General features: G+C 70.8%; 25 protein-coding genes and 1 riboswitch. Of the genes, 16 read left to right on the forward strand and 9 right to left on the reverse strand.

Annotated elements, in window-relative coordinates:
* The first annotated feature begins 17 nt into the window (after nt 1-17).
* Entirely contained in the window at nt 18-374 is a 357-nt protein-coding gene (locus OG787_RS30395; protein WP_369033459.1) for a co-chaperone GroES, read from the forward strand.
* A 70-nt stretch (nt 375-444) separates the two neighbouring features.
* Nucleotides 445-516, forward strand: a riboswitch (guanidine-III (ykkC-III) riboswitch).
* Nucleotides 517-554: 38 nt separating this feature from the next.
* A complete protein-coding gene (locus OG787_RS30400; protein WP_369033460.1) occupies nt 555-875 on the forward strand; it encodes a multidrug efflux SMR transporter in 321 nt (106 codons plus the stop codon).
* Between the two features lie 31 nt (nt 876-906).
* Here OG787_RS30400 and OG787_RS30405 read toward each other — a convergent pair whose 3' ends face one another.
* Complete coding sequence (locus OG787_RS30405) at nt 907-3,378, reverse strand: transglycosylase domain-containing protein (RefSeq protein ID WP_405537192.1); 2,472 nt, start codon at nt 3,376-3,378, stop codon at nt 907-909.
* Between the two features lie 235 nt (nt 3,379-3,613).
* On the opposite strand from OG787_RS30405, the gene OG787_RS30410 reads away from it, so the two are divergent.
* The 4 genes from OG787_RS30410 to OG787_RS30425 all read left to right on the forward strand — a co-directional run bounded on the left by OG787_RS30410 (nt 3,614) and on the right by OG787_RS30425 (nt 7,067).
* Nucleotides 3,614-4,414, forward strand: coding sequence for an ABC transporter permease (locus OG787_RS30410; RefSeq protein ID WP_369033540.1), 801 nt, complete (start codon nt 3,614-3,616; stop codon nt 4,412-4,414).
* Between the two features lie 100 nt (nt 4,415-4,514).
* Nucleotides 4,515-5,321 (forward strand): ABC transporter permease, encoded by an 807-nt coding sequence (locus OG787_RS30415; protein ID WP_405540630.1) that lies wholly within the window; start codon nt 4,515-4,517, stop codon nt 5,319-5,321.
* A 4-nt stretch (nt 5,322-5,325) separates the two neighbouring features.
* Nucleotides 5,326-6,300: an ATP-binding cassette domain-containing protein gene (locus OG787_RS30420; RefSeq protein WP_369033462.1), complete on the forward strand. Its 975-nt coding sequence runs from the start codon at nt 5,326-5,328 to the stop codon at nt 6,298-6,300.
* Between the two features lie 32 nt (nt 6,301-6,332).
* Nucleotides 6,333-7,067, forward strand: coding sequence for a DUF1707 domain-containing protein (locus OG787_RS30425; protein WP_405537193.1), 735 nt, complete (start codon nt 6,333-6,335; stop codon nt 7,065-7,067).
* Between the two features lie 318 nt (nt 7,068-7,385).
* On the opposite strand, the gene OG787_RS30430 is transcribed toward OG787_RS30425, so the two are convergent.
* Entirely contained in the window at nt 7,386-8,732 is a 1,347-nt protein-coding gene (locus OG787_RS30430; protein WP_405537194.1) for an SGNH/GDSL hydrolase family protein, read from the reverse strand.
* Between the two features lie 279 nt (nt 8,733-9,011).
* On the opposite strand from OG787_RS30430, the gene OG787_RS30435 reads away from it, so the two are divergent.
* Together OG787_RS30435 and OG787_RS30440 are read left to right on the forward strand one after the other, a co-directional pair.
* Nucleotides 9,012-10,274, forward strand: coding sequence for a DUF445 domain-containing protein (locus tag OG787_RS30435; RefSeq protein WP_405537195.1), 1,263 nt, complete (start codon nt 9,012-9,014; stop codon nt 10,272-10,274).
* Nucleotides 10,275-10,351: 77 nt separating this feature from the next.
* Nucleotides 10,352-10,858, forward strand: a complete 507-nt coding sequence (locus OG787_RS30440; RefSeq protein ID WP_405537196.1) for a hypothetical protein — start codon at nt 10,352-10,354, stop codon at nt 10,856-10,858.
* A 90-nt stretch (nt 10,859-10,948) separates the two neighbouring features.
* Here OG787_RS30440 and OG787_RS30445 read toward each other — a convergent pair whose 3' ends face one another.
* On the reverse strand, nt 10,949-11,401 hold the full coding sequence (locus OG787_RS30445) for a hypothetical protein (RefSeq protein WP_369033466.1): 453 nt from the start codon (nt 11,399-11,401) through the stop codon (nt 10,949-10,951).
* A gap of 95 nt (nt 11,402-11,496) precedes the next feature.
* Here OG787_RS30445 and OG787_RS30450 point away from each other — a divergent pair, with 95 nt between their 5' ends.
* Nucleotides 11,497-12,447 (forward strand): GlxA family transcriptional regulator, encoded by a 951-nt coding sequence (locus tag OG787_RS30450; protein ID WP_405537197.1) that lies wholly within the window; start codon nt 11,497-11,499, stop codon nt 12,445-12,447.
* Nucleotides 12,448-12,554: 107 nt separating this feature from the next.
* Here the strand turns inward: OG787_RS30450 and OG787_RS30455 are convergent, their stop codons facing one another.
* From OG787_RS30455 to OG787_RS30465, 3 genes are read right to left on the reverse strand one after another with little or no spacing between them, the layout of a single operon-like run.
* A complete protein-coding gene (locus OG787_RS30455; RefSeq protein ID WP_369033468.1) occupies nt 12,555-12,863 on the reverse strand; it encodes a hypothetical protein in 309 nt (102 codons plus the stop codon).
* Nucleotides 12,864-12,908: 45 nt separating this feature from the next.
* Entirely contained in the window at nt 12,909-13,337 is a 429-nt protein-coding gene (locus tag OG787_RS30460; RefSeq protein ID WP_405537198.1) for a hypothetical protein, read from the reverse strand.
* A gap of 55 nt (nt 13,338-13,392) precedes the next feature.
* On the reverse strand, nt 13,393-13,809 hold the full coding sequence (locus OG787_RS30465; RefSeq protein WP_405537199.1) for a winged helix-turn-helix transcriptional regulator: 417 nt from the start codon (nt 13,807-13,809) through the stop codon (nt 13,393-13,395).
* A gap of 120 nt (nt 13,810-13,929) precedes the next feature.
* On the opposite strand from OG787_RS30465, the gene OG787_RS30470 reads away from it, so the two are divergent.
* Nucleotides 13,930-14,295: a DoxX family protein gene (locus tag OG787_RS30470; RefSeq protein ID WP_405537200.1), complete on the forward strand. Its 366-nt coding sequence runs from the start codon at nt 13,930-13,932 to the stop codon at nt 14,293-14,295.
* Here the strand turns inward: OG787_RS30470 and OG787_RS30475 are convergent, their stop codons facing one another.
* The gene (locus tag OG787_RS30475) at nt 14,296-15,267 is read right to left on the reverse strand and encodes an NAD(P)-dependent alcohol dehydrogenase (protein ID WP_405537202.1); all 972 of its coding nucleotides are present in this window, start codon (nt 15,265-15,267) and stop codon (nt 14,296-14,298) included.
* A gap of 72 nt (nt 15,268-15,339) precedes the next feature.
* Between OG787_RS30475 and OG787_RS30480 the strand changes: the two genes are divergently transcribed.
* The 5 genes from OG787_RS30480 (at nt 15,340) to OG787_RS30500 (ending at nt 22,374) form a co-directional block, all read left to right on the forward strand.
* The gene (locus OG787_RS30480; RefSeq protein WP_369033473.1) at nt 15,340-15,753 is read left to right on the forward strand and encodes a DUF6924 domain-containing protein; all 414 of its coding nucleotides are present in this window, start codon (nt 15,340-15,342) and stop codon (nt 15,751-15,753) included.
* A 49-nt stretch (nt 15,754-15,802) separates the two neighbouring features.
* Entirely contained in the window at nt 15,803-16,525 is a 723-nt protein-coding gene (locus OG787_RS30485; protein ID WP_369033474.1) for a hypothetical protein, read from the forward strand.
* 52 nt (nt 16,526-16,577) lie between these two features.
* Nucleotides 16,578-17,447 carry a hypothetical protein gene (locus tag OG787_RS30490; protein WP_405537203.1) on the forward strand — a complete coding sequence of 290 codons (870 nt, stop codon included), beginning with the start codon at nt 16,578-16,580 and terminating at the stop codon, nt 17,445-17,447.
* Nucleotides 17,444-19,672: a bifunctional serine/threonine-protein kinase/ABC transporter substrate-binding protein gene (locus OG787_RS30495; protein WP_405537204.1), complete on the forward strand. Its 2,229-nt coding sequence runs from the start codon at nt 17,444-17,446 to the stop codon at nt 19,670-19,672. The genes OG787_RS30490 and OG787_RS30495 overlap by 4 nt, the downstream gene beginning before the upstream one ends.
* 503 nt (nt 19,673-20,175) lie before the next feature.
* Nucleotides 20,176-22,374, forward strand: coding sequence for a bifunctional serine/threonine-protein kinase/ABC transporter substrate-binding protein (locus OG787_RS30500; RefSeq protein ID WP_405540632.1), 2,199 nt, complete (start codon nt 20,176-20,178; stop codon nt 22,372-22,374).
* A gap of 31 nt (nt 22,375-22,405) precedes the next feature.
* Here the strand turns inward: OG787_RS30500 and OG787_RS30505 are convergent, their stop codons facing one another.
* On the reverse strand, nt 22,406-23,341 hold the full coding sequence (locus tag OG787_RS30505; protein WP_369033478.1) for an endonuclease/exonuclease/phosphatase family protein: 936 nt from the start codon (nt 23,339-23,341) through the stop codon (nt 22,406-22,408).
* A 310-nt stretch (nt 23,342-23,651) separates the two neighbouring features.
* Nucleotides 23,652-24,419 carry a PIG-L deacetylase family protein gene (locus OG787_RS30510; protein WP_405537205.1) on the reverse strand — a complete coding sequence of 256 codons (768 nt, stop codon included), beginning with the start codon at nt 24,417-24,419 and terminating at the stop codon, nt 23,652-23,654.
* A gap of 136 nt (nt 24,420-24,555) precedes the next feature.
* Between OG787_RS30510 and OG787_RS30515 the strand changes: the two genes are divergently transcribed.
* Entirely contained in the window at nt 24,556-24,912 is a 357-nt protein-coding gene (locus OG787_RS30515) for an immunity 51 family protein (RefSeq protein WP_369033480.1), read from the forward strand.
* Nucleotides 24,913-24,959 lie beyond the last annotated feature (47 nt).

Below are 24,959 nucleotides of genomic sequence, written 5' to 3' on the forward strand. Positions count from 1 at the left end.
GCAGGTAGGTTCGGAGTGTGAGCGCCAAAAGCAATGAGCAGAGCACCCATCACGACAAGCTGCCCATCCGGATGCTGCACGACCGTGTGCTCGTGCGGCAGGACACCAGCGAGGGCGAGCGGCGTTCCGGTGGCGGCATCCTGATTCCCGCCACCGCGGCCGTCGGCCGCCGGCTGGCCTGGGCGGAGGTCGTCGCGGTCGGGCAGAACGTACGGACGGTCGAGCCGGGCGACCGGGTCCTGTACGACCCGGAGGACCTCGCCGAGGTCGAGGTGCGCGGCGTCGCCTACGTGCTGATGCGCGAGCGGGATCTGCATGCCGTCGCCGCCGACCGCTTCGAGGGCTCCGAGGACTCGACCGGCCTCTACCTGTAGATCAGCCTGTAGATCAGCGGTATCGCCGTACGCATTTGGGGCTGGTGACCATCGTCACCAGCCCTTTTTACCTGTCATTTGCTAGCTTGGAATGACCCCGACGAGACGCGCCGTACCGGGCCCGACGCAAAGACGACGCACCCCGTTCCGTACGCCGTACGTCTCTCGGAGGTGGCCGTCATGGCCTGGGTACTGCTTGTCGTCGCCGGTTTGTTGGAAATCGGCTGGTCGGTCGGTATGAAATACACCGACGGGTTCACCCGGCCGCTCCCCAGCCTTCTCACCGGTGCCGGCATCGTCGCCAGCATGTATCTGCTCTCCTGCGCCGCCAGGTCGCTGCCCATCGGTACCGCCTATGGCGTCTGGGTCGGGATCGGGGCGGCCGGGGCGGCGGTCGTCGGCATGGTGGTGCTGGGGGAGCCGGCCACCGCCGCCCGGATCTTCTTCGTCTGTCTGCTGCTCGTCGCCGTCGTCGGGCTCAAGGCGACCTCCGGTCACTGACCGGAGGCCGCCGTCAGTCCCGTCAGCCCCGTCAGTCTCTTCTCGACGTGGTCAGCGCGCCCGTCGTCAACCCCGCCGTCGTCCCTCCCGTGTTTCCGCCCGTGTCCGTCGTGCCGCCGGTGTCGGTGGTCCCGCCGTCGGTCGTCGTGCCGCCGGTGTCCGTGGTGCCGCCGGTGGTGGTCGTGCCGCCCGTGTCCGTCGTACCCCCGGTCGTGGTGGTGCCGCCGGTGTCCGTCGTCCCGCCGGTCGTCGTCGTGCCGCCGGTGGTGGTCCCGTCCGTCGTCGTGCCGCCGGTCGTCGGGGTGGCCCCGGTGGTCGCGCCGGTTGTCGCGCCCGGGGTCTCCCGGCCGCCGTCGGTGGTGCCGCCGTTGTCCTGGCCGGCGTCCGTGCCGGGGTCGGGCCGGGTGTCGGCGGGCGGGGCCTGCTGTTCCTCGGCGCCCTCCTGGAGCTGGAGGTCGAACTCCTTCGCCTTCTTGCCCTTCAGGGCGGCCTTCGTGAACTGGGCCCAGATCTCGGCGGGGGCGCCGCCGCCGTTGATGCGGTCGAGGCCCATCGCGCCGTAGAGGGACTTGTGCTTGCCGGTTACCGGGTCCTGGCCCATCACCGACACGACCGTCGCCAGGTCGGGGGTGTAGCCCGCGAACCAGGCGGCCGTGTCCTCCTCGGCGGTGCCGGTCTTGCCCGCCGCCGGGCGGCCGGCCTCCAGCGCGGCCGTCGCCGTACCGCTCTCCACGACGCTCTGCAGGATCGAGGTGGTCGTGTCGGCGGCCTCCCGCGACACCACCTGCTTCGTCTTCTGCTTCGGGAGGGTCACCGAACCGGCCTCGCCGTCCTTGGTGATCTTCTCGATGATCGTGTACGTGCCGTGCTTGCCGTGGTTCGCGAGCGTGGCGTACGCCTCCGCCATGTCGAGGACGCTGGCCGTCGACGTACCGAGCGCGATGGACGGGTACGGGTTCAGCTCGGGCGTGTCGGAGGGGAGGCCCAGAGCGATCGCCGTTTGTTTGACCTTCGCGGGCCCTACGTCCACCGCCAGCTGCGCGTACACCGAGTTGACGGACTTGTCCGTCGCCGTACGGACCGTGATGTTGCCGTACGAGACCTGGTCCTCGTTCTCGGGGGCGTACTCGTCGCCGCTCCAGCCCTGGACCGGGCGCTCGTTCGTGCCGTCGTAGTACGTGTTCGGGGTGATCGTCTGGCCGTCCTGGGTGACCGAGCCGTTCTCGACGGCCGCGGTGAACACGAACGGCTTGAAGGTGGAGCCGTCCTGGTAGTCACGGCGGGTCGCGTTGTTGACGTACTGCTTGGTGTAGTCGATGCCGCCGTACATCGCGAGGACCTTGCCGGTCGCCGGGTCGATGGCGACACCGCCCGCGCGGACGTAGTTGTCGACCTTGTTGTCCTTCTTGTCGAGCTTCTTCATCACCTGGTCGTTGACCGCCTTCACGAAGGCGTCCTGCTTGGGCTTCTGAAGGGTGGTCGTGATGCGGTAGCCGCCGGCCTGGAGCTCGTCCTCGGTGAGGATCTTGTTGTCGAAGAGGTAGTCGTCGACCGCCTTGACCAGATAGCCGCGCTGACCGGACATGCCCGTCGAGACGATCGACTGCTTCGGCTCGGGGAAGGTGGTGGCCTTCCGCTCGGCCTCCGTCAGCCAGCCCTTCTTGACCATGCCGTCGAGGACGTAGTTCCAGCGCGCGAGCGCGGCCGGCCGGTTCTCGGGGTGGGCGATCACGTCGTACTCGCTCGGCGCGTTCAGCAGCGCGGCGAGGTAGGCGCCCTGGCCGGCCGTCAGGTCGATGGCGTCGATGCCGTAGTAGGCCTGGGCGGCTGCCTGAAGACCGTACGAGTTGCGGCCGGCGTAGCTGGTGTTGAGGTAGCCCTCCAGGATCTCGTCCTTGGACTTCACCTGGTCCAGCTTGATCGAGATGAAGAACTCCTTCACCTTGCGGGTGACGGTCTGCTCCTGCGCGAGGTAGTAGTTCTTCACGTACTGCTGGGTGATCGTCGACCCGGACTGCTTGCCCTTGCCGGTCACCGTGTTCCAGGCGGCGCGGAGCATCGCCTTCGGGTCGACGGCCGACTCGGTGTAGAAGTCGCGGTCCTCGGCGGCCAGTACGGCGTGCTGGGCGGCCTTGGAGATCTGCGACAGCGGCACGTTCTCCCGGTTGACCTCGCCGTCGCGGGCGAGCTGGCTGCCGTCGGCGTAGAGGTAGACGTTGCTCTGCTTGGTGGCCGCCGCGTTCGCCGCCGGGATGTGCACCGCGTAGTAGCCGAACGCGAACAGGCCGACGACCAGCAGGATCCCGAGCACGAACGTGCCCAGCACGAACCGCCAGGTCGGGACCAGCCGACGCCATCCGGTGCGCCGGGGCCGCTTGGGCTTCTTGACCTTCTCGGCCTTCCCGGCGTTCTCGGCGTTCTCGGGCGTCCCGTCCTCCGCCACTTCGGGTTCTCTCGGTGTCCAGCCCTGCGTCGGCTGCTGCGGCTCTGGCTGGTCGCTCATGTCGTGCACGGACTCCTGTTTCGCGTCGTACGTTCCCGTACGACCTCTCACGCGTTCAAACGTCTCTTACGCCCCCTCTTGAAGACTGCCGCAACACGCGATCAGTTCCCTGACCTCGGTACGCGTCCTGCCTGAAAACGCCTGGCGGGCGGGGAAGGGTGCGGACTAGGCTCTTGCGTTTCGGTCCGGATGCGGGGCGGATGCGGGGCGGATACGGGGGAGAGGGCTGGTGTCGGTGGGTTCTGGGCGGTTGTACGCGGCCGTCGCGGCGGGGGGTTTCCGACGGTATGCCACCTATCGTGCGGCCACGCTCGCGGGGGTGTTCACCAACACCGTCTTCGGCGTGATCCTGGCCTACACCTACATCGCCCTGTGGGACGAGCGGCCGCACCTCGGCGGGTACGACCAGTCCCAGGCCCTGACCTTCGTGTGGCTGGGCCAGGCGCTGCTGATGACGATGTGCGTGATGGGCGCGGGCTTCGAGGAGGAGCTGATCGAGCGTATCCGTACGGGTGACATCGCGATCGACCTCTACCGGCCCGTCGACCTCCAGCTGTGGTGGCTGGCCCAGGACATGGGCCGGGCCCTGTTCCATCTGCTGGGCCGGGGGCTGATCCCGGTCGCGTTCGGCGCATGGGTGTTCGACCTGACACTCCCGACCTCCGCGCTGCCCTGGCTGGCGTTCCTGGGCGCGGTCGTGCTGGGGATCGTGGTCAGCTACTCGATCCGGTTCCTGGCGTCCATGGCCGCGTTCTGGCTCATGGACGGCGCGGGCATCATCCAGATGGTGTGGCTCGCGGGCGTCTTCTGCTCGGGCATGGTGCTCCCGCTGAACGTCTTCCCGGGGGTGCTCGGCGAGATCGTACGGGCGCTGCCGTGGGCGGCGTTGATCCAGGCGCCGGCGGACGTGCTGATGGGGGAGGCGGATCCGGTGGGCACGTACGCCTTCCAGGCCGGGTGGGCGGTCGCGCTGCTGGGGCTGGGGCGCGCGGTGCAGGCGGTCGCCACTCGGCGGGTGGTGGTTCAGGGTGGGTGAGACGGCGGGCGTCACGGGCGCGGCGGAGACCGGTGTCCGGGAGGACCGGGCGGCCCATGGTGGTGGCTGGGACGACGGGCCCCAGAGCCGTGCCGAGCGGGTGCTCGACGGCGTACGGGCCTATCGGCTGATCGTCGCGATGTGGATCCGCTCCACGATGGCCTACCGCGCCTCCTTCGCGATGACCACGTTCGGCAACTTCGTGGCGACCGCGCTCGACTACTCGGCGATCCTGCTGATGTTCTCGCAGGTAGAGCGGCTCGGCGGCTACTCGCTGCCCGAGATCGCGCTGCTGTACGGGCTGTCGACGACCGCGTTCGGGATCGCCGACCTCGTCGTCGGGTCGATGGACCGGCTCGGGCGCCGGGTCCGCGACGGCACCCTGGACACGCTGCTCGTCCGCCCGGCGCCGGTGCTCGCGCAGGTCGCCGCGGACCGCTTCGCGCTGCGCCGCCTGGGCCGGATCACCCAGGGCCTGCTGGTGCTCGCCTACGCCTTCCTGGCCCTGGACGACGTCCACTGGACGTTCCTCAAGGTGCTGCTGATGCCGGTGACGGTGCTCAGCGGCGGGGCGATCTTCTGCGCGGTGTTCGTCGGGGGCGCGGCCTTCCAGTTCGTGGCGCGGGACGCCTCCGAGGTGCAGAACGCGTTCACATACGGCGGCTCGACGCTGCTTCAGTATCCGCCGGGCCTCTTCGCGCAGGACCTGGTGCGCGGGGTGACCTTCGTCCTCCCGCTGGCCTTCGTCAACTGGCTGCCCGCGCTGTACGTGCTGGGCCGCCCCTATCCGCTCGACCTGCCGGAGTGGGTGGCGTTCCTGCCACCACTGGTGGCGGCGGGCTGCTGCGCGCTGGCCGGGCTGGCCTGGCGGGCGGGACTGCGTTCGTACCGGAGCACGGGGAGTTAGCCAGATGGACGGTCATTTCATTGAGTTGGACCGGGTCGAGAAGGTCTTCGACGTGCGCAAGAAGACCGGGTTCATGCGGAGCGAGCGGCGCGAGGTGCGGGCGGTCGACTCGATCTCGTTCCGGGTCGCGAGAGGGGAGATGGTCGGCTACATCGGACCGAACGGCGCCGGAAAGTCGACAACGATCAAGATGCTGACGGGCATCCTGACTCCCACCGGCGGCCGACTCCGAGTGGCGGGCATCGACCCGTCCCGGGAACGCACCCGCCTCGCACGACGCATCGGGGTGGTGTTCGGACAGCGGACAACACTCTGGTGGGACCTCCCGCTGATCGACTCGTACCGCCTGATGCACCGCATGTACAGGATTCCCGATGAGCGCTACAGGTCGAACCTCGACCGCTGCGTAGAACTCCTGGAACTGGCCGACCTGTTGGACGTCCCCGTCCGCCAACTGTCCCTGGGGCAACGGATGCGGGGCGACATCGCGGCGGCGCTGCTGCACGACCCCGAGGTGCTGTACCTGGACGAGCCGACGATCGGCCTGGACGTGATCTCGAAGGCGAGGGTCCGCGAGTTCCTCCGCGACCTGAACACCGAACGAGGCACGACGGTCCTGCTGACGACGCACGACCTCCAGGACATCGAGCAGTTGTGCTCGCGGGTGATGGTGATCGACCACGGCCGTCTGATGTACGACGGCCCGCTGACCGGCCTGCACGAGGTGGGCGACAGCGAGCGGACCCTCGTCGTGGACCTGGAGCGCGAACTGCCGCCGATCGAGGTGCCGTCGGCGCGGGTCGTACGGGTCGAGGGCCCGCGCCAGTGGCTGGCGTTCCCGGCATCGGAGTCGGCGGCTCCGCTGGTCGCGCGGATCGCGGCGGAGTATCCGCTGGTGGACCTGTCGGTACGGGAGCCGGACATCGAGGCGGTGATCGCGAAGATGTACGCCGACCGGACCTCGGGCACATTGGCATAGTGCCGGGGGCGGCCACCTCGTAGGCTGCCTGTATGACGGACGACCTTCCGGAGCTGCGCGCCTCCGACGCCGATCGTGAACGAGTCGCCGAGGTACTGAGGGACGCCCTCGCGGAGGGCCGGCTGGACATGGCCGAGTTCGAGGAGCGCCTCGATGCCACCTACCAGGCGCGTACGTACGGCGAGTTGACGCCGATCACGCGTGACCTGCCCGGCGGCCCCGCGGTGAACATGGTCAAGCGGCCTACGGGAAGCGGAGGTTGGCCTGACCGGATCGTGGGGGGCGAGGGTTCTTCGCGGTGGGGTGTCGCGATCATGGGCGGGTTTCAGCGCAAGGGGCGCTGGACGATGCCCCGGCGGTTCAACACGTTCGTGTTCTGGGGCGGTGGGGAGATCGATCTGCGGGACGCGAACTTCGCGGACCGTGAGGTGGTCGTCAACTGCGCGGTGATCATGGGCGGCATGGGCGTGATCGTGCCGCCCGGCGTCGAGGTCGTCGTGCGGGGCGTCGGCATCATGGGGGGCTTCGACCATGGCCAGGAAGGAGTCCTGGGCGACCCCGGCGGCCCCCGCGTGATCATCCAGGGGTTCGCCTTCTGGGGCGGGGTGGGCGTGACCCGAAAGCTCCCGAAGGCGGAACGCCAACGCCTGAAGGAGGAACGCCGCCAGGAGAAGCTGGAGCGGCGGGAGGGGCGGGGGGAGCTGGGCGGCTCCGACTCCGGGTCCCACCACGGCATGCACAACATGCACAAGCGAAACGAGGACTGAGCCGACGGCTGGTGCTGGGGGGTGGGTCGCGCAGCCCGGCGCTGACGGGGTGCCGCTCTCGGTGGGACGGGAGCCGCCCCTAGCGGCACGCATGCCCGCAGCTATGCGGGCAGGGCTGCCCCGTCAGGGGCGCGGGGAACTGCGCGAGCAACCCCCACCGGCCCGCAGCCGGACGGATAGGGCCGGACGGAGCTTTTAGGGGCGCGGGGAACTGCGCGCTCAACCCCCACCGGCCCGCAGCCGGACGGATAGGGCCGGACGGAGCTTTTAGGGGCGCGGGGAACTGCGCGACCAGCCCCCACGCTCCCGCAGTCGGACTCACAGCTCCGCCGGTGCCGCCCCCTTCAAGTCCTCCAGGTCGAACACCTCTCCCATCCGCGCATACCCCCGGTCACTCGGATGCAAATGGTCCCCGGAGTCGTACTCCGGGCGGAAGCGGCGCGGGTCGTACGGGTCGCGTAGTGCCTTGTCGAAGTCGGTGTACGTGTCGAACACCCCGCCCGCGCGGATCTGCGCGTTCACGGACTGGCGCAGGGACTCCGTGGTCGCCGAGTAGCCGCGGAAACCCCCGAACGGCATCAGCGTCGCGCCCACCACCTTCAGGCCCCGCCCATGCGCCTCGGCCACCAGTTCGCGCAGGCCCGCCACGATCGAGGACGCGCTCAGGGTCTTCGGGTCGCGGGCGCGCAGGATGTCGTTGACGCCCAGGTCGATGACGACGACCTTGACGTTCGTGCGGCCGAGGACGTCCCGGCCGAACCGGGTCAGCCCGCTGGCGTTGGGCGCCGGCGTACCGACGCCGCCGTGCCGCAGGACGCGGTTGCCGCCGATGCCCTGGTTGACGACGCTGTAGCGGGGCACGTCCGCGCCGGACTCCGCCGCGGAGTGGAGGCGGTCGGCCAGGACGTCCGGCCACCGGCTGTTCGTGCCCACGCTGGACGTGCTGCCCGCGGTGAGCGAGTCGCCGAGGACGACGACCGTCCCGTCGGCCTGGTTGCTGAGGACGTCCACCGCGGTGACGTACCGCCAGGCCTCGGTCTGTTCCGTGTACGCCGTGCCGGTCGGGTCCTCGGTGTGGTCGCCCACCGCCGCGTACGAGATCTGGCGGGCGCGCGGGTGGTAGGTGACCGGGCCGGACGGGACCGCCGAGTACGTCGTCACCAGGATGTCCGTGTCGCGCGGGACGCTCACCCGTACCGCGTCCGAGACGATCTGGCGGCCGGCCGGGATCGTCACCGAGGGGCTGCCGCCGAAGGCCAGCCGGCGCATCGTCGCGGCGTCGGCCGCCGCGCTGTTCTCGGCGGCGGCGACGGCTATCGAGGCGTGGGCGATGGTCAGGGGCTGCTTGCCGTACAGGTTGGAGAGCGTGACGCGGGCACTCGTACCGCCCGCCGCCGTGTGCACGATGTTGCGCAGCGAGCGGCCGGCCAGGCCCTTCGCCTGGGTGCCCGGTTCGCCTTCGACCGGGGACGCGGCCCAGGTGCCGACCCACGCACCGGTGGACGCGGGGGCGACGGCGTTGCCCGAGTCGCCGCGGGCGCGGCTGACGGCCTTCGTGTGCCGGCTGCCGTCGTCGAGGGTCGCCCCGACGTAGATGGCGGCGGAAACGGCCACGACGAGCGTGACCATCGCGGCGAGCAGGCCATAACCGTGGCGCCTGGTCATGGGATGCGTGACTCCTCGTACGGCGGGGAGCCATGGGCTCCGGTGGGCTGAGCCCATGATGCGGGATGGGCCTGTGCGAGCCCGCCGAATCCTGCGGTCGGACTCCCTCCGGATATACGCGGGGAACTCCTGTTCCGTTCCGGGAGTAGGTCAGGAAGGGACAATGTGTGAGGGATCACTGAGAAGGATCACTGAACGGTGGAGAAAGTGGATCGAACCAGAACAGGCCCTGGGGACGGTGTGGACGGTACGGGCGGCCGTACCGTCCCGGGGCGTGCCATGACCTCCTTCGGTTCCGCCGACGAGGAGCGCATGCGCGGCGTGCGCCGGATGAAGCTCACCGCGGTCGGTCTGCTGCTCCTCGTCGCCGTCGTGTACGTCCTCGCCAAGTGGGCCGGTGACCAGGGTGCCGGTGCCTGGACGGGCTATGTCGCCGCGGCGGCCGAGGCCGGCATGGTCGGTGCGCTGGCCGACTGGTTCGCGGTCACCGCACTCTTCCGCCGGCCCCTCGGCCTGCCCATCCCGCACACCGCGATCATCCCCACCAAGAAGGACCAACTCGGTGTCTCGCTCGGGGAGTTCGTCGGCGAGAACTTCCTCTCCCAGGACGTCGTACGGCAGCGGCTGCGCGCCGTAGGCATCGGCAGCCGGCTCGGCGCCTGGCTCGCCGAGCCCGACCACGCGGACCGCGTCACCGCCGAACTCTCGGCCGCCCTGCGCGGCGCGCTCACGGTCCTCCGTGACTCCGACGTCCAGGCGGTCGTCGGCGAGGCCATCACCCGGCGGGCCGACGCCCAGGAGATCGCGCCCGGCATAGGGAAGATGCTGGAGAAGGTCGTGGCGGACGGCGGCCACAGGAGAGTGGTCGACCTGATCTGCGTACGGGCCCACGACTGGCTCGTCCTCCACGAGGAGGAGGTCATGGGGGCCGTGCAGGGCGGCGCGCCCGGCTGGACGCCCAAGTTCGTCGACAAGAAGGTCGGCGAGCGCGTCTACAAGGAGCTGCTCCGCTTCGTCACCGAGATGCGCGACGCGCCCGCCCACCCGGCGCGCGGCGCCCTCGACCGCTTCCTCAACGACTTCGCCTCCGACCTCCAGTCCGACACGGACACCCGCGCGCGTGTCGAGCGGCTGAAGACCGAGGTCCTCGGGCGCGGCGAGGTCCAGGACCTGATCGCGTCCGCCTGGACGGCCGTACGCTCGATGATCGTCTCGGCGGCGGAGGACGAGCGCAGCGAGCTGCGGCTGCGCGTACGGGCGTCGCTGCTGTCGCTGGGGTCGCGGATGTCGGTCGACGCCGGGTTGCAGAACAAGGTGGACGGCTGGGTCGAGGGCGCGGCGGTGTACGTCGTGACGACCTACCAGGGCGAGATCACCTCCCTGATCACGGACACGGTCGCGGGCTGGGACGCCGAGCACACGACGAAGAAGATCGAGGCGCACATCGGCCGCGACCTTCAGTTCATCCGGATCAACGGCACGGTGGTCGGCTCGCTGGCCGGCCTGCTCATCTACACGCTCTCGCGGGCGGTAGGCGTGTGAGCGGGGGACAACTAGGTACGCGCACCTGAGTATCCGTACTCTGTCGGACCGCTCCCGAGCAGGGAACCCTCGTACGTATGACCGAGATGACTGGTACTGGCACTACCGGGAAGCTGTTCCGGCCGCTGGGGGCGCGTCCCTGGGCCGAGCGCTGGCTGACGCGCGCACTCGGCGTCGTCGTCGCTTCGGCGGCGTACGTCCTCTGCGTCCCCTGGGACCTGCGCAACCGCGTCGAGAGCGCGGGCTCGACCCAGGAGACGACCCCGGTGACGGGTGTCGGGGTGGTCGCCCTGGGCGTCGTACTCCTGCTCCTGGCGGCCTACTTCGGCTACCGAGACAGCCGAGGCTGGCCCCTGCTCCTGGTCGCGGTCCCCCCGGCGGCCCTCATGTACATCTCCCTGCGCACCCACCCCGGCCCACCCGACGGCTTCGCCAACGCCTGGCCCCTGACCTGGGCCTTCTTCACCCTGGTCATCGCGGCGGGCGTACTGGTGGCGGCGGGAGTGGGCCGGGCGTTCCGGGTCGAGGAGGAGTCGCTGGAGGGTCTGGTGTCGGCGGTGAGTTCCCAGCAGGGCTTGCGGTGATCCCCTAGGGGCGCGGGGCTGTATCTGATCTGCGGCTCCGCCGCGGGGCGCGACCAGCCCCCACCGGACCCGTAGACGAACCACCGGACCCTACGCCCCTGTGGTGGAACCCGGCCGCACAATCATCAACACCGTCACCGTCGCCCACAACAGGTTGAAGACCCCGGTGAACATGGCGAGTTGAACGGTCACACCCCGATCTGCCCCACCCTCGGCGAGAAGACTCTCCTGCCGAGGCAGCACCAGCACCACCAACACGATCGCCGCAGCCACCGTCAACGCCATGGACACGATCAGCCACGCATCCCCCATCACGCCCATGCTGCTCGCCGTCGCGATCCCGAACACAGGCACGGCGATGCCGACCCCCGCGTACACCCGGCAGATCCGATGCAGCAGCCGTACGGTCTCCAGCGCCCGCGGATCATCGGGCGCCGCAAGCGCCTTCCGCGCGCTGGGCGGAAACATGCTGGCCGCGACGGTGACGGGACCGACCGCGACGATCGCGGCGAGGACATGGACGGCGAGGAGAAACTTGGTCACGGGGTGACGCTAGGTGCGGGGGAGGGGCGCGCAGAAGTGGCGGTTCTGCCAGGGGTCAACGGATTCTCGCCAGGGCCGGCCTCTACGCTCTCCCCATGCACACCGTCGCCGTACTGGCCCTCGAAGGGGTCATCCCCTTCGACCTCTCCGCGCCGATCGACGCCTTCGGCTGGGCGAGACTCCCGGACGGACGGGAGGCGTACCGCGTACGGGTCTGTTCAGTCGCCGACGAGGTGAGCGCGGGGGCATTCACGGTCCGGGCCCCGTACGGGCTCGACGCACTCGCGGACGCCGACACGATCGTCCTGCCGGGCACCGCCGACCCGACCCTGCCGCTGCCGCCGGGCGTCGCGGAGGCGCTGTGCGCGGCGGCGGCCAAGGGGACGCGGATCGCCTCGATCTGCGTCGGCGCGTTCCTCTTCGCGGCGACGGGCCTGCTGGACGGGCTGCGCGCGACCACGCACTGGATCGCCGCGCCGGATCTCGCGGCCATGTACCCGAAGGTGACCGTCGACCCGAACGTCCTCTACGTCGACAACGGACAGTTCCTCACCTCGGCGGGCGCGGCGGCGGCCATGGACATGTGCCTGCACATGATCCGCAACGATCACGGCTCGGCGGTCGCCGCACAGGCGGCCCGGATGTGTGTGATGCCCCTCGAACGGGAGGGCGGCCAGGCCCAGTTCATCGTCCAGGCCCAGCCGCCGGCCCCGGCGGGCGCGACGATGGAACCGGTGCTGCGCTGGCTGGAGGAACAGGCGGACCGCGACGACCTGACCCTGGCCGACATCGCGGCCCAGGCCGGCATGAGCACCCGTACCCTCAACCGCCGCTTCCGCGAACAGACCGGCACGACGCCCTTGCAGTGGCTGCACCGGGCGCGTGTACGGCGGGCGCAACACCTGCTGGAGACGACGACCCACCCGGTCGAACGCATCGCCGCCCAAACGGGTTTCGGCTCCCCGACGGCATTCCGAGACCGCTTCAAAAGGGTGGTGGGAACAAGCCCGCAAGCGTACAGAAGAACATTCCAGGCAGCCCCGTAGGGGCAAGCCTTCAGGGGCGCGGGGCTGTATCGATTTGCGGCTCCGCCGCGCGGGCGCGACCAGCCACAACGGCGCAGCAGCGACCCAACAACCCCTGAACGGCGCCCCTACCGCCGGTCGGCGACAACCCAGGACGCAAGCGCGACAGCCCCCGCAACCCCGAACACGGCAGGCCAGGCCCCCACCTTCTTGGCCAAGGGGTGCGACCCCGCAAACGCACCGACGTACGCCACGGTCAGCGCCCCCGCAGCAGCCACCCCCGCCTGTTCCCGCCACTGCTGAGCCGCGACGGTCCCGGCGACGGCCAGCACAGCCCCGCCGAGCTGCCGGTTCCTGCTCCAGCGAGCGACGCCGTACCCGCCGACAAGCCCGCCGGCGGCCACAAGCGCCGTAGGAACCTTCGTCGTCTTCGCCATGGTGGCCTGCCTCCCGCGCGGTCGGTCATGTCGTACGGGGCGAGGCTAACCCGTGATCCTGGGTGTCTCGTCCGGCGGGGTGGCGGCGGCCCGGCGGGCGGCCAGCTCGGCCTCGTACCCGGCGCCGACGGCGAGCGCGACCCCGGCCAGCGCGAACCCGAGCGCGCCCGGATTGACGTACCCCGGCACGCGGTCGGAGACGTAACTCCCGCCGCCACGCGTCTCGCAGACGAACCGGAGGGGGACGTACTCGATGGTGTAGTCGACCGCCTCGACACCCTTCGTAGGAGTCGTACGACAGGGCCGTGCCGGCGCCGAGTCCGCCCCGCCGTCCTCCGCCTCCAGCACCGCACCGAAGACGTGCAGCAGCCCCCAGCAGTACAGCGCGACCGCGAGGGCGCCGGACAGCAGCGCGAGCCCACGGAGCAGGGAACCGCGATCCAGGTTCAGGAAGAGCAAGGCGGTCCCGTCCAAGTGCTTTGATGGCGCCGGTCGTTCCGATTATGCCAATCGACTATGCCTGCTCCGATCACCCGGCTGCCCCAGCGGCCGGGTCGGCCGGGTCGGCCTGGTCGCCGTCCTTGCTTCCGCCGCCCGCCGCCGCCTCTATCTCCGCGATGTGCTCGGTCGCCCACCCGGCGAGGGCGAGCGCCGGTGGGATGAGGCTCCGGCCGGTGGGGGTCAGCGCGTACTCGACGCGGGGCGGGACCTCCGCGTACGTCGTCCGGGACACCAGGCCGTCGCGCTCCAGGTTCCGGAGGGTCAGCGTCAGCATGCGCTGCGAGATCCCGGGGATCTGCCGGTGCAGATCGGTGAAGCGCAGGCGGCCCTGGTCGAGGGTCGCCACGATCAGCAGCGTCCACTTGTTGCGGATCCGGTCGAGCACGGCGCGGAGTGTCCGCCCGCCGTCGCCGCGGATCAGACACGTGTGCCGGTGCTGCGACATGACGACAACTCCCTGTGCGTAGGGCACACATGTGTGCCTTTTGTAAGCCCCTCGACGCTCACCCATGATGAGGCAACCGAGGCGGCCCGCGCCCGGCAACCACCGTGCAGGGGAGCCACTTTGACCGTCGCCTACTGGGTCGTCGCCGCGCTGCTCGCGGTGTTCTACCTCTACGCCGGAGGCAAGAAGGTCATCCAGAGCCAGGAGCAGCTCCAGCCCATGATGGGGTGGGTCGACCGCGTCCCGATGCCGGTCGTCAGACTCGTCGGAACCCTGGAGGTCCTCGGCGCGGCCGGTCTGGTCCTGCCGCCGCTGACCGGGATCGCGCCCTGGCTCGCGGTCGCGGCGGCCATCGGCTTCGTCCTGATCCAGGTCGGCGGCATCGCGGTCCACGTCTCCCGTGGCGAAGCCCGGCTGATCGGCCTCAACATCGCCCTCCTGGTCGCCGCCGCGGGGGCCGCGGGCCTTGGCACGACGTGGCTCTGATCAGTCCGACGGTACGACGGTGACGACCACGTTCCCGATCTTCTGGCCGGTCTCGACGTACCGGTAGGCGTCGGCGATCCGCTCCAGCGGGTACCGCCGGTCGATGACAGGCCGGAACTCCCCGGTCTCCATCAGCCCCCGGAGGAACCGCACCATCTCCTGACCCTCCACGGGGAAGGGGAACACCACCTTCCGCCCCCGGAACAGCGGTGTGACGAGCGGCAGGAGGATGTTCTGCCCGCCGGGACCCAACTCCGAGGACGAGTACACCCCGCCGGGCTTCAACAGCCGCCTACAGCGCCCGAACGTGCTCTTGCCGACGGCGTCGAGCACCGCGTCGTAGCGCTGCTCGTCCCGGGTGAAGTCCTGGGCGGTGCGGTCGACGACGCGGTCCGCGCCGAGCCCCTTGACCAGCTCCAGATGCGCCGTGTCGCACACCGCGGTCACGGTCGCCCCGCGCTGCTTCAGCAACTGCACCGCCGCCGAGCCGATCCCGCCGGTCGCGCCGTACACGAGGACGTCGTGCCCGGCCCGGACGCCCGACTTCCTGACGAACGCCAGCGCGTAGTGCGCGCCCTCGGTGCCGGGAGCGGCCTCCTCGAAGGTCATGCCGTCCGGCATGGTCGCGACGGCCCCGTCGTGCGGAACGGACACGTACTCGGCGTGGGTGCCGAACGGGCCCTCGTTGTACCCGAACACCCGGTCACCGACGGCGAAGGACGCGACGCCGCTCCCGACCGCCTCCACCACGCCGGCGTACTCGGTGCCGAGCACGGTGAGCCGGGGCCGGGTGAGCCCGGTGAGCGCGCGCATGAAGAAGGGCCGGGCGGCGCGGTAGGCGCAGTCGGTCCGGTTGACGGTCGTCGCGTGCACCCGCACCAGGACGTCCCCGTCCCCGACCGCCGGTTTGTCCGTCTCGACGATCCGGACGACGTCCGGGGGCCCGTACCGGCTGCGTACCGCTGCCTTCATGGGCGCACTGTAGCGACGGGGCGAGTCGTTCCACAGCTCCACAGCACACAGCAACGCCAGTACTGTGCGCGGATGACCGAACAACTGCCGTGCACCGCAGACACGTTGGTGCTGCGCACCGACTTCTCCAGCGGCGCCGCGTGGGAGGCCCTGGGTCAGGCCCTCGCCACACCGAGCGAGGACGACTTCCTGCCGAACGTCGAACTCGTCACCGACCACCGGTTCGCCGGAACGACCACGGAGGACGCACTCGCCGCGCTCCCGGCCGCGTACGAGCACCCCATCCTCGTCCTGGCGGACGCACCGGCCCTGGCCTCGCAGGAGTTCCCCCTCCTCGTCGTGGATCTGCGGCAGGAGTACGGGCGTTGCCTCCGCGTCGTGGCGAGCGAACTGTGGGGCATCGAGAACAACCTGTCGATCGCCAACATGGACTTCTGGGAGTTCGCGGCGGCTGTCGGCGAGGACGGAATCCACCGGGGCTTCTGACCATCCGACCACCGGACCCATCGGCCCCGCGCTCGGTTACTGTGCGCGAATGCCAAACACACGCACGTACGGCGGCTACCGGACCGGCGGACTGTGGGTCGCGGCCGGGATCTCGTTCGGTGCGGTGGTCGTCGGTTCGGCGCTGGCGCTGTTCGGCATGCTGGAGTTCGACGAGCGGTGCGCGCAGGGGATGGTGACGGGACCGGGCAAGCTGGGGGACATCCGGTACCGGGCCTTTCCTCCGGCCACCATCTGCGAGTTCGAGCACGGGGACGTGACGTCCGTCGGGGGAGGGTTCGTCCTCGGCGGGCTGCTCTGGATCGGCATGCTGATCCTGGTCGTGTGTCTGTTCGCCGCCCTGATCGCGGAGTGGTTCGAGCCGGAGCTGGGCGGTCCGTTCGTGCAGCCGGTCTCCAGGGCCGCGAAGCTGCGCCGTACAGCCGTGGCGTTCTTCGTGACCGGGTCGGCGTTCCTGATGTTCTACGCGCTGGCCGGCTGGAAGCTGCTCGCGGGCCCCTCGTCCGCCTGCGCGGCGGGCGCGGACTGGGGAACCAACCCGCCGACGACCCTGGACCACAGCTTCCTTCCCCCGCAGGCGACCTGCCGGTTCACCAGCGGTACGACGCGGCAGCTCAACCCGGACTGGGTGGCTTCCCTGGCAACGGAGTTGGCCGTGCCCGCGCTGATCGCCGGGGTGGGGTTCGGGCTCGCGTGGTGGCGCCGGCGGGAGGAGAGGCGGGCGATCGGGCAGCGGGACGCGGCCGTTCCGTAGTGCGCCGGAGGCATAGTCGCTACGCTCCACGCGGGGGCAACACAGTTGCGGAGTGGGGGAGTTGATGGTGTTCCGGAGGCCCGTGCGGCAGTGCTGCGGAGCGTTGTTGGGCGTCGGTCTGTTATTGGCCGGCTGTTCAGGTTCGGGAGGGGGCAAGGCCGCCGGGGCCAAGGGCCCGACGGGCTCGACCACCAGCGCCGACACCCGTTCCAGCCCGACTTCGAGCCCCGATCCAAGCTCCACCCCGAACCCGAGTGCCACCTCCAGCTCCTCGGTCTTCTCCTTCGACCCCGACCCCGCCCGCCTGCCGAAGACCCGCGCACAGGCCGTACGCCTGGCCCGCGCCGTCACGGCGGAGCCCGTCAAATGGGGTCCCGGTTTCGTGAAGCGCGACCCGTACGAGACCGACCCCGGCGACTGGCCCGTGCTCGACGCGAACTGCGTCTGGCAGCGTGACTCGCTGCCCCCGACGGTGCTCGCCACCCTCACCCGCTACAGCGAACTGCCCGCCCAGGACGGCAAGGGCCCGATCCGGGTCTCCGCCGTCGTCACCGTGCACCGAACCGTGACGGACGCCGGCTGGGAGATGGCCGGGATGCTCGAAGAAGCGCTGCGCTGCCCCGACCAGCAGCTCCGCCAGGGCGAGCGGATCACCGGACTGCTCTCCCAGGGCGCGGCGTTCGGTCTGATGGGCAACCTCACCTCCGAGGACTCGCTCTCGGAGGGCGGCCAGTACTACAGCGACGAACTCGGCGGCCCCCACTACTACTACTGGACCCAGAGCCGACTGGGCCAGGTCACCGTCGCCGTCGCCGGCCGGGGCGCCAAGGGCAGGACCGAGGCAGAGGTCAGTACCGCCATGAGCCAGGCGATCACCCAGATGCTGAGCGACGTCGAGACCGAACTGGGGGCGGCCGAATGAGCGAGCGCCTGCTTCCCACCGACCCCTCCTCGATCGGCGGCCACCGGCTCCTCGCCCGCCTCGGCGCGGGCGGCATGGGCGTGGTCTACCTCGGCCGTACGGAGGCCGGGTCACTGTCCGCCGTCAAGGTCATCCAGGCCGAGTACGCCGACGAGCCGGACTTCCGCGCCCGCTTCCGCCGCGAGGTCGAGGCCGCCCGCCGGGTCACCAGCCCCTGGGCGGTCCCGGTCACCGGCGCCGACCCGGACGCGGCGGAACCCTGGCTGGCCACCGCCTTCGTGCCCGGACCCTCGCTCGGGGAGGCCGTCGTACGACATGGTCCGCTGCCCGCCCGGAGCGTACGGATCCTCGGCCGGATGCTCGCCATGGCACTCCGCGAGGTGCACGCGGCCGGGCTCGTCCACCGTGACGTCAAGCCCGCCAACGTCCTGCTCGCCGTGGACGGTCCGCGCCTGATCGACTTCGGCATCGCCCGCGCGACCGACGAGACCGCGATCACCTCCCCCGACCTGGTCGTCGGCACGCCCGGCTTCCTCTCCCCCGAGCAGGCCGAGGCACGCGGCGCGGAGGTGGGCCCGCCGAGCGACGTCTTCTCGCTGGGCTGTCTGCTCGCGTACGCGGCGACCGGCCGCCCGCCCTTCGGCACCGGCACGGTGGACGCCCTGCTCTACCGCACGGTCCACGACGAACCCGACCTGGCCGGCATCGGGTCCGGCAACGACGACGGCGACGCGGAGAGCGGTGACGCGGACAGCGGTGACATGGACAGCGGCGAACTGCTGACGCTGCTGCACATGTGCCTCGCGAAGGACCCCGCGGACCGTCCGACGGCCGAGCAGATCTGCACGGTGCTGCTGGTCGAGGACACCGTCCCCGACGGCGGCCAGACCGACTGGCTGCCCGACGACGTCGTACGGGGAATCGCGGACCGCTCGGCCGAGATGCTGGCGCTGCCCGACATCGAGCCGACCGTCGCCGACGCGGCACAGGAAGCGCAGCCGGAGTCGCCCGGCCGGCGCCGCCTGCTCCTGGCCTCCGGCGCGGCGCTGCTCCTGGCGGCGGGCGGCGCCGCGGCCTGGGCCGCCCTCCGCGACGAGGACACCCCGTCCGCACCGGCGGCCCGCCGCTGGGCCATCGGCGTGCAGGCGGACCTCAGCGGCGCACAGAAGACGTCGGGCCGGGCGCAGGAGCAGGGCGCGCGGCTGGCGGTCGAGCAGTTCAACGCCCGCAAGAACACACCGTTCGAACTCACCCTGAAGACGGTCGACGACGGCGGCAGCGCGGGGCGGGCACCCGCCGCCGCCAGGAAACTGATCCAGGACCCCGACGTACTCGCCGTGCTCGGCCCGACCAACGACGAGACCGCCCACGCGGTCCTCGGCGCGTACGACGAGGCCCTGCTGCCACTGCTGTCGGTCTCGGCCGGCGGGCTGATCCTGACGACGACGCAGTACCGGTCCTTCGTGCACTGCCGGCCCAGTGACTCGGCGCTCGCCCTCCCGATCGGCATCTACCTCATGGGGCAGAAGGAGACAGCGCGCCCCGGTGTGCTCCAGGACCGGACCGCGCAGACGTACGCCCAGGAAACCGCCTCGATCAGCGTCATCATGCTGCGCCAACTGGGCCGGCCCGCCTACCCCCGGGTGGTCCCGGCGGGGACGGACGACCTGGAGCCCGTGGTCGCCGACATGCTGCGGGCCGGGATCGGCTCCTTCATCTACGCCGGCTACGCACAGGGCGCGGCCCAGGTGGCCCGGGAGCTGGCGACCGCCGGCTTCGACAGGCCGCGGATCACCTCGCAGGCCGTGATCGACCAGGAGTTCCTCGATCTGGCCGGGGCCGCGGCCGAGGGCTGGCTGATGACCTCCTCCTTCATCGACCCCACCGCCGTGCCGGCCGCGGCGGCCTTCACCACCGCCTTCCGCAAGCGGTATGGTGCCGCGCCCGGCTACTACGCCGCCGAGGCGTACGACACGGTCAACCTGGTCATCCAGGAACTGCTGAAGGCGACGAAGACCACGAAGGCGACGAAGACCGCGCAGGCCGGACGGCCGCCGAGCCGCCAGGAGTTGGTGGGCCTGCTGCGCAAGAGCCGCTACAAGGGCATCACCAAGGAGTTCTCCTTCAAGCCCGAGGACGGCACGTTCGCCGGGTGGGGCATCTTCCTGCACCAGGTCGAGAACGGCCGCTTCCGCTTCCTCGGCGACGCCCCCTCCGAGGTGTAGCAGCGGTGGGCGGGACGCACCCGGACGGCGGCCACGCGGGGGACGGCGCGGGCGGCGCGGACGGCCGCGCGGAAGGTGGCATGGCGGGCGGCGTGGAAGGCCGAGTGGGGGACGGCGCGGAAGGTCGGACGGCGGGCGGCGCCGGAGGCGGTGAGGAAGGCCGGGTCGCGGGCGGCGCAGCAGCAGGTCGCCGGGAAGGTGGTGCCGAAGGTCGGGTGGGGGACGGTGCGGCAGGACGCGTGGAGGATCTTCCGGCGGGTGGCGCCGAAGGCCGAGCGGGAGGCGGTGAGGAAGGTCGGGTCGCGGGCGGCGCAGTAGCAGGTCGCCGGGAAGGTGGTGCCGAAGGTCGGGTGGGGGACGGTGCGGCAGGACGCGTGGAGGATCTCCCGGCGGGTGGCGCCGAAGGCCGAGCGGGAGGCGCTGCGGAAGGTCGGGTGGTGGACGGCGCAGCAGGCCGCGTGGAAGGACGTACGGCCGAAGGCGGCGGGGCAGGCCGGGTGGGAGTGCAACCGCTCAAGCCGGGCGACCCGCCCTTCGTCGGCGGACACCGGCTGCTCGGCCGGCTCGGCGCGGGCGGGATGGGCGTGGTCTACCTGGCCCGTTCGACGGGCGGGGCGCTGGTCGCGCTGAAGGTGATCCGCGCCGAGTACGCGGCCGACCCCGGCTTCCGGACCCGGTTCCGGCGCGAGGCGGAGGCGGCGGGTGGGCTCACCGGGCGGTGGCTGGTCCCGGTCACGGCGGCGGAACCGGACGCCCACGAGCCCTGGCTGGCGACCGCCTTCGTACCGGGCCCGTCGCTGGCCGAGGCCGTCGAGCTGTACGGGCCCCTGCCGGACCGCACGGTACGCGCCCTGGGCGCCCGGCTGGCCGAGGCGCTCACCGAGGTGCACGCGGCGGGCCTGGTCCACCGGGACGTCAAGCCGCACAACGTCCTCCTCGCCCTGGACGGCCCCCGGCTGATCGACTTCGGCATAGCCCGCTCCACCACGGCCACCGCGCTGACCGCGACCGACGTGGTGATCGGCTCGCCCGGCTACCTCTCGCCCGAGCAGGCGCAGGCGCGAGCCGGTGACATGGGCCCGCCGAGCGACATCTTCTCGCTGGGCTGCGTCCTGGCGTACGCGGCGACCGGCCGCCGCCCGTTCGGCACCGGCACCCCGGCCGCCGTCATCTTCCGTACGGTCCACGAGGAACCGGACCTGGACACGGTGCCCTGGACCCTGGTCCCGCTGCTGACGGGCTGCCTCGCCAAGGACCCGCAGGCCAGACCCACGGCACGGGAGGTACGGGATGCCCTGACCGACGAGGCCGGGTCCGCGAACGACGGGGCCGGGGCCGGGGTCGGGGTCGGGGGAGACTGGCTGCCGCCCTCGCTGCCCCGCCTGATCGCCCGACGCTCGGCCGCCGTCCTGGCCCTCCCCGACCCCGTGCCGGCCACCCTCGTACAGTCGCCGGACCGGCCCGCCCCCTCCCGGCGCCGATTGCTGACCCTGGGCTCGGCCGCCGCGGTGACCCTGACCGGCGGCGGCCTCGCGGCCTGGGTCGCCTCCAGGCCGACGGCGGGCAGCGGGAGCGGGACAACGGGCTCAGGACCACTGCCGGTGTACGTCATCGGAGTGCACGCGGACCTGTCGGGACCGGACGCGACGATCGGCCGGGCGCAGGAACGGGGCGTACGGCTGGCGGTGGAGGACTTCAACTCCCGCTCCCGCTCAGGCAGTTCCGGTTCCTCCGCCGGCCACGCCTTCGAGCTGGCCCTGAAGGTCCTTGACGACGCGGGGGAGGCGAAACGGGCCGCGGAGGTGGCCGCGAAGTTCATCGCGGACGACGACGTGTACGCCGTCATCGGCCCGACCGGCAACACCTCGACCGAGGCATCCGTCACCCGCTACGACAAGGCCCTGCTGCCCCTGGTGACCGTCTCCGCAGGCCTGGACCCGTACGCCAGCACCCGCGCGTTCTTCCAGCTCAGACCGGACGAGAACGCACTCTCAACGCCCTTCATCTACTACCTCACCCACAACGAGAAGAGCACGAGAACCGCCCTGATGGACGACAGGGCGGCAAGCCGCACCAGCTGGCAGATCGTCAAGACCCTGACCGCGTACCCGCCCGCCGACGCGACGACCACCACCCACGTCGTCCCCGCGGACAGCGAGGACTTCGACACGGTCGCCGCCGCCGTGCTCGCGGCCGAGGCGGACGCGGTGGTCTACGGCGGCACCTCCCCGCACCGGGCCGCCCTGTGCGCCCGCGCGCTGGCACAGGCCGGATTCAAGGGCACGCGCATGGCCCCGGAACAGGTCCTGGAACCCGCGTTCCTCAAGGAGGCGGGCACCGCGGCCGAGGGCTGGCTGATCAGCGCGACCTACGTAGACCCGGCCGAACTGCCCGCCGCCGCCCGCTTCGTGACGGCGTACCGGAAACGCTTCGGGGTGCGCACCGTGGACCGCTTCGCGGTGGAGGCGTACGACGCACTGCTCTTCGTCGCCCAGGGGCTGGGCGGGCTCGGCGCTGTCGAGGTCGAACGGGGCGCCATGGTGCGCAGGCTCCGGACGTCCCCCTACAAAGGCCTCGCCAAGACCATCGAATTCGACGCGGCGACCGGACAGTTCCAGCTGGTCAACGGCCTCTTCCTGCACCGGGTGGAGAACGGCGCGCCGCGCTTCCTGGGGCGGTACGACCAGCTCGGGAAGACGTGAGCACCATGTACAACCCTCCGATGTACAACCCTCACGCGACCTCGATCTCGAAGACGACGGGACAGTGGTCGGAGGCCTTGGGCTTGTCCATGCCGACGCCCATGAGGCGGGGGCCCGTGTACTTGTTCGCCCGCAGTGGCAGCCCCTTGCGGTAGATCTCGGGGACCACGGTGGTCGCGGCGGCGAGCGAGGCCGACGGCAGCAGGTAGTCCAGCTGGTGGTACTCGTCGTCCTTGGCGTAGTAGTGGGTCCACTGCTCGTCCGCGGGCAGCCGGGTCACGACGTTCTCCACCTGGTCCCAGCCGACCAGATCGCTTATGCCCGGAGTTCCCTCCTCGTCCGTCGCCAGGTAGTCGTTGAGATCTCCCAGGACCACGAACGCACTGTCGCCCGGGTTGCGGCCGAAGCGCTCGGTGACCAGCTCCATGACCTTCGCGGCCTGCTGCACCCGCTTCTCGCGGGTCTCGCTCCGCCCGCCACTCATCGACTTGAAGTGGTTGACGTAGAGCGTCACCGTCTTTTTCGAGGCGCCCGCCCCGACCTCCACATCGACCTCGAGACAGTCCCGGGAGAACAGGGCCGTCGTAGGGCTGATGGGGTCCAGGAAGTGCTGGTGGGAGCGGATGTGGGTGATCGGGAACCTGGAGAGCACGGCCACGTCGATCAGCCGCGGATCGTTTCCGTCCACCCCGGCGACGTACGGATACGCCGCACCGAGCGAACGCGCGCGGAAGTGCTTGAGCGTGTCCACGTTCTCCACTTCCTGAAGAGCGAGCACGTCCGCACCGACCTCACGCAACGCGGCCCCGGTGATGGCCTTGTCGTCCTGCCCCAGCTCGACGAACTGAGTCCGATCGACTATCCACCCCCGCTTGTTGGCATCCGCGGGATTCACACCTTCCTTGAAACGCCAGCGCGCGAAGAGGTTCTCGACATTGAACGTGGCCAGTCGCAGGGTGGTGGTCATCCGGGACCTCCGGAAAGGGACAAGGAAAGGGGAGGGAAGGAAAGGGGAGGGAAGGGGAGGGAAGGGGAGGGAAGGGGGGAGAAGGGGGGAGAGGGGAAGTGGGGAGAGAACGGGACCGGCGACTCGAAACCACCCCCGCGGTTTCCTCACCATGTTTCCCCTTTTCCCCGTACTTCCAGCTTCCTCCAACGGACCCGACCCGCAACCTCAGCAGCCATCAAGCCCGGCAACCGGCAACCGGCAACCGGCGACCGGCGACTGACAACTGGCGACCTCACGGAGATGCGCGCACCCTGGAACCAGGGCTTCCCTACACGGCGAGTTCTGTCTGCGCTGCCGACGCGGATGCGGGGACGAGGTCGTGGCGGATGTACCACTCGGTGGAGAGCAGCAGTTCCCGTTCGGCGGGGGCGAGCCCGGCGATCAGCCCGGGGGCGGCTCCCCGCTCGACCTCGGTCTGGTGGGCCAGCACGGCGGCGACCTTCTGTTCCAGCCAGGGCGTGACGTCGACGGTCGCGGTGACCGTCTCGTCCGGGACGGTGAGCATGGCCTTGCCGGTGGGGGCGAGATGCCCGCCCCATGCGGCTGTGGCCGAGTGCGGATGCGTAGCCAGATAGAGGGCGCTCGGCTGCCAGGGCGCACCGGCACCAGGGTAGAGCCGCTCAAGTCCGGCCGCGTGGACGGCGAGCAGGGTCACCCGGTGCGTGTGCACATGATCCTCGTGCCCGGTAAGCCCACCGTACGCATCGTGCGTGACCACGATCTCCGGCCGGAACTCCCGGATGTGCGCGACCAGTTGCCCGATCGATTCGTCGAGCGGCGCGTCGAGGAAGCGTGCGCGGCCCGGGGCGGACTCCGGGACACGGGAGTCGGCGTAACCGAGCATGCGGGGCGCCTCGGCGCCGAGAACACGAAGGGCTTCGGCGAGTTCGGCGGCGCGTTGGGTGGTCGCGCCCCAGGTCGCGGTGACGACTGCGGTGCGGGCACCGGAGGTCGCGTGGCGGGCGAGGGTGCCGCCGGCGGAGAGGGACTCGTCGTCGGGGTGGGCGAAGACGGCGAGGAGGGTGGGTGCGGGCATAGGGGGCCTTCCGGTGCGGTGCGGTGCGGAGCGGTGGGGAGCGTACGGATCACAGGCAGGCCGGTGCGTGTTGTGCACGTTCGATCTGACGAGGAGGGCGCGTCCGATTGTCAGTGGCGGCCCATAGGGTCGGCGCATGACTGATCGCGACACTTTCGCACCCCTGGTCTTCTTCGAGTACGACCACAAGCCCGGCAGTTTCTGCCTCATGCTCAGTGACCAGCACATGCTGGACACCGAGAAGGTCTTCGCGGACCGCGGGTACGAAGGCAATGGGTATGGCTGGGCCGGCGTGGCACGATCCGCGGTGCGCTCACGAGCTCCCGAACTGACCGACCGCTTCGGCCTCGACCCCGAGGCGGGCATGTGCGTCGCGTACGGCGAGGACGCGGACGCCCTGCGGGCCCTGGCGCCGCTGCTGGTGCAGGCCCTCGAAGACCACCGTCTGCTGGGGGAGTTGATCGACGCCGGCGAGCCGGACTGGTTCGACTGAGGCAGTCCGCGACCGACACGGGGGCGCATCCGCAGCCACTCCTACTG

The sequence above is a fragment of the Streptomyces sp. NBC_00075 genome, assembly GCF_045041225.1.
Classification (GTDB): domain Bacteria; phylum Actinomycetota; class Actinomycetes; order Streptomycetales; family Streptomycetaceae; genus Streptomyces; species Streptomyces adonidis.

Excerpts from the sequence above, each read along its gene's own strand:
- OG787_RS30455 (WP_369033468.1), bottom strand. The coding sequence starts at position 12,863 with ATGGCGAAGACGACGAAGGTTCCTACGGCGCTTGTGGCCGCCGGCGGG.
- OG787_RS30515 (WP_369033480.1), top strand. The coding sequence starts at position 24,556 with ATGACTGATCGCGACACTTTCGCACCCCTGGTCTTCTTCGAGTACGAC.
- OG787_RS30495 (WP_405537204.1), top strand. The coding sequence starts at position 17,444 with ATGAGCGAGCGCCTGCTTCCCACCGACCCCTCCTCGATCGGCGGCCAC.
- OG787_RS30505 (WP_369033478.1), bottom strand. The coding sequence starts at position 23,341 with ATGACCACCACCCTGCGACTGGCCACGTTCAATGTCGAGAACCTCTTC.
- OG787_RS30475 (WP_405537202.1), bottom strand. The coding sequence starts at position 15,267 with ATGAAGGCAGCGGTACGCAGCCGGTACGGGCCCCCGGACGTCGTCCGG.
- OG787_RS30435 (WP_405537195.1), top strand. The coding sequence starts at position 9,012 with ATGACCTCCTTCGGTTCCGCCGACGAGGAGCGCATGCGCGGCGTGCGC.
- OG787_RS30485 (WP_369033474.1), top strand. The coding sequence starts at position 15,803 with ATGCCAAACACACGCACGTACGGCGGCTACCGGACCGGCGGACTGTGG.
- OG787_RS30480 (WP_369033473.1), top strand. The coding sequence starts at position 15,340 with ATGACCGAACAACTGCCGTGCACCGCAGACACGTTGGTGCTGCGCACC.
- OG787_RS30440 (WP_405537196.1), top strand. The coding sequence starts at position 10,352 with ATGACCGAGATGACTGGTACTGGCACTACCGGGAAGCTGTTCCGGCCG.
- OG787_RS30450 (WP_405537197.1), top strand. The coding sequence starts at position 11,497 with ATGCACACCGTCGCCGTACTGGCCCTCGAAGGGGTCATCCCCTTCGAC.
- OG787_RS30425 (WP_405537193.1), top strand. The coding sequence starts at position 6,333 with ATGACGGACGACCTTCCGGAGCTGCGCGCCTCCGACGCCGATCGTGAA.
- OG787_RS30465 (WP_405537199.1), bottom strand. The coding sequence starts at position 13,809 with ATGTCGCAGCACCGGCACACGTGTCTGATCCGCGGCGACGGCGGGCGG.
- OG787_RS30420 (WP_369033462.1), top strand. The coding sequence starts at position 5,326 with ATGGACGGTCATTTCATTGAGTTGGACCGGGTCGAGAAGGTCTTCGAC.
- OG787_RS30430 (WP_405537194.1), bottom strand. The coding sequence starts at position 8,732 with ATGACCAGGCGCCACGGTTATGGCCTGCTCGCCGCGATGGTCACGCTC.
- OG787_RS30400 (WP_369033460.1), top strand. The coding sequence starts at position 555 with ATGGCCTGGGTACTGCTTGTCGTCGCCGGTTTGTTGGAAATCGGCTGG.
- OG787_RS30405 (WP_405537192.1), bottom strand. The coding sequence starts at position 3,378 with ATGAGCGACCAGCCAGAGCCGCAGCAGCCGACGCAGGGCTGGACACCG.
- OG787_RS30510 (WP_405537205.1), bottom strand. The coding sequence starts at position 24,419 with ATGCCCGCACCCACCCTCCTCGCCGTCTTCGCCCACCCCGACGACGAG.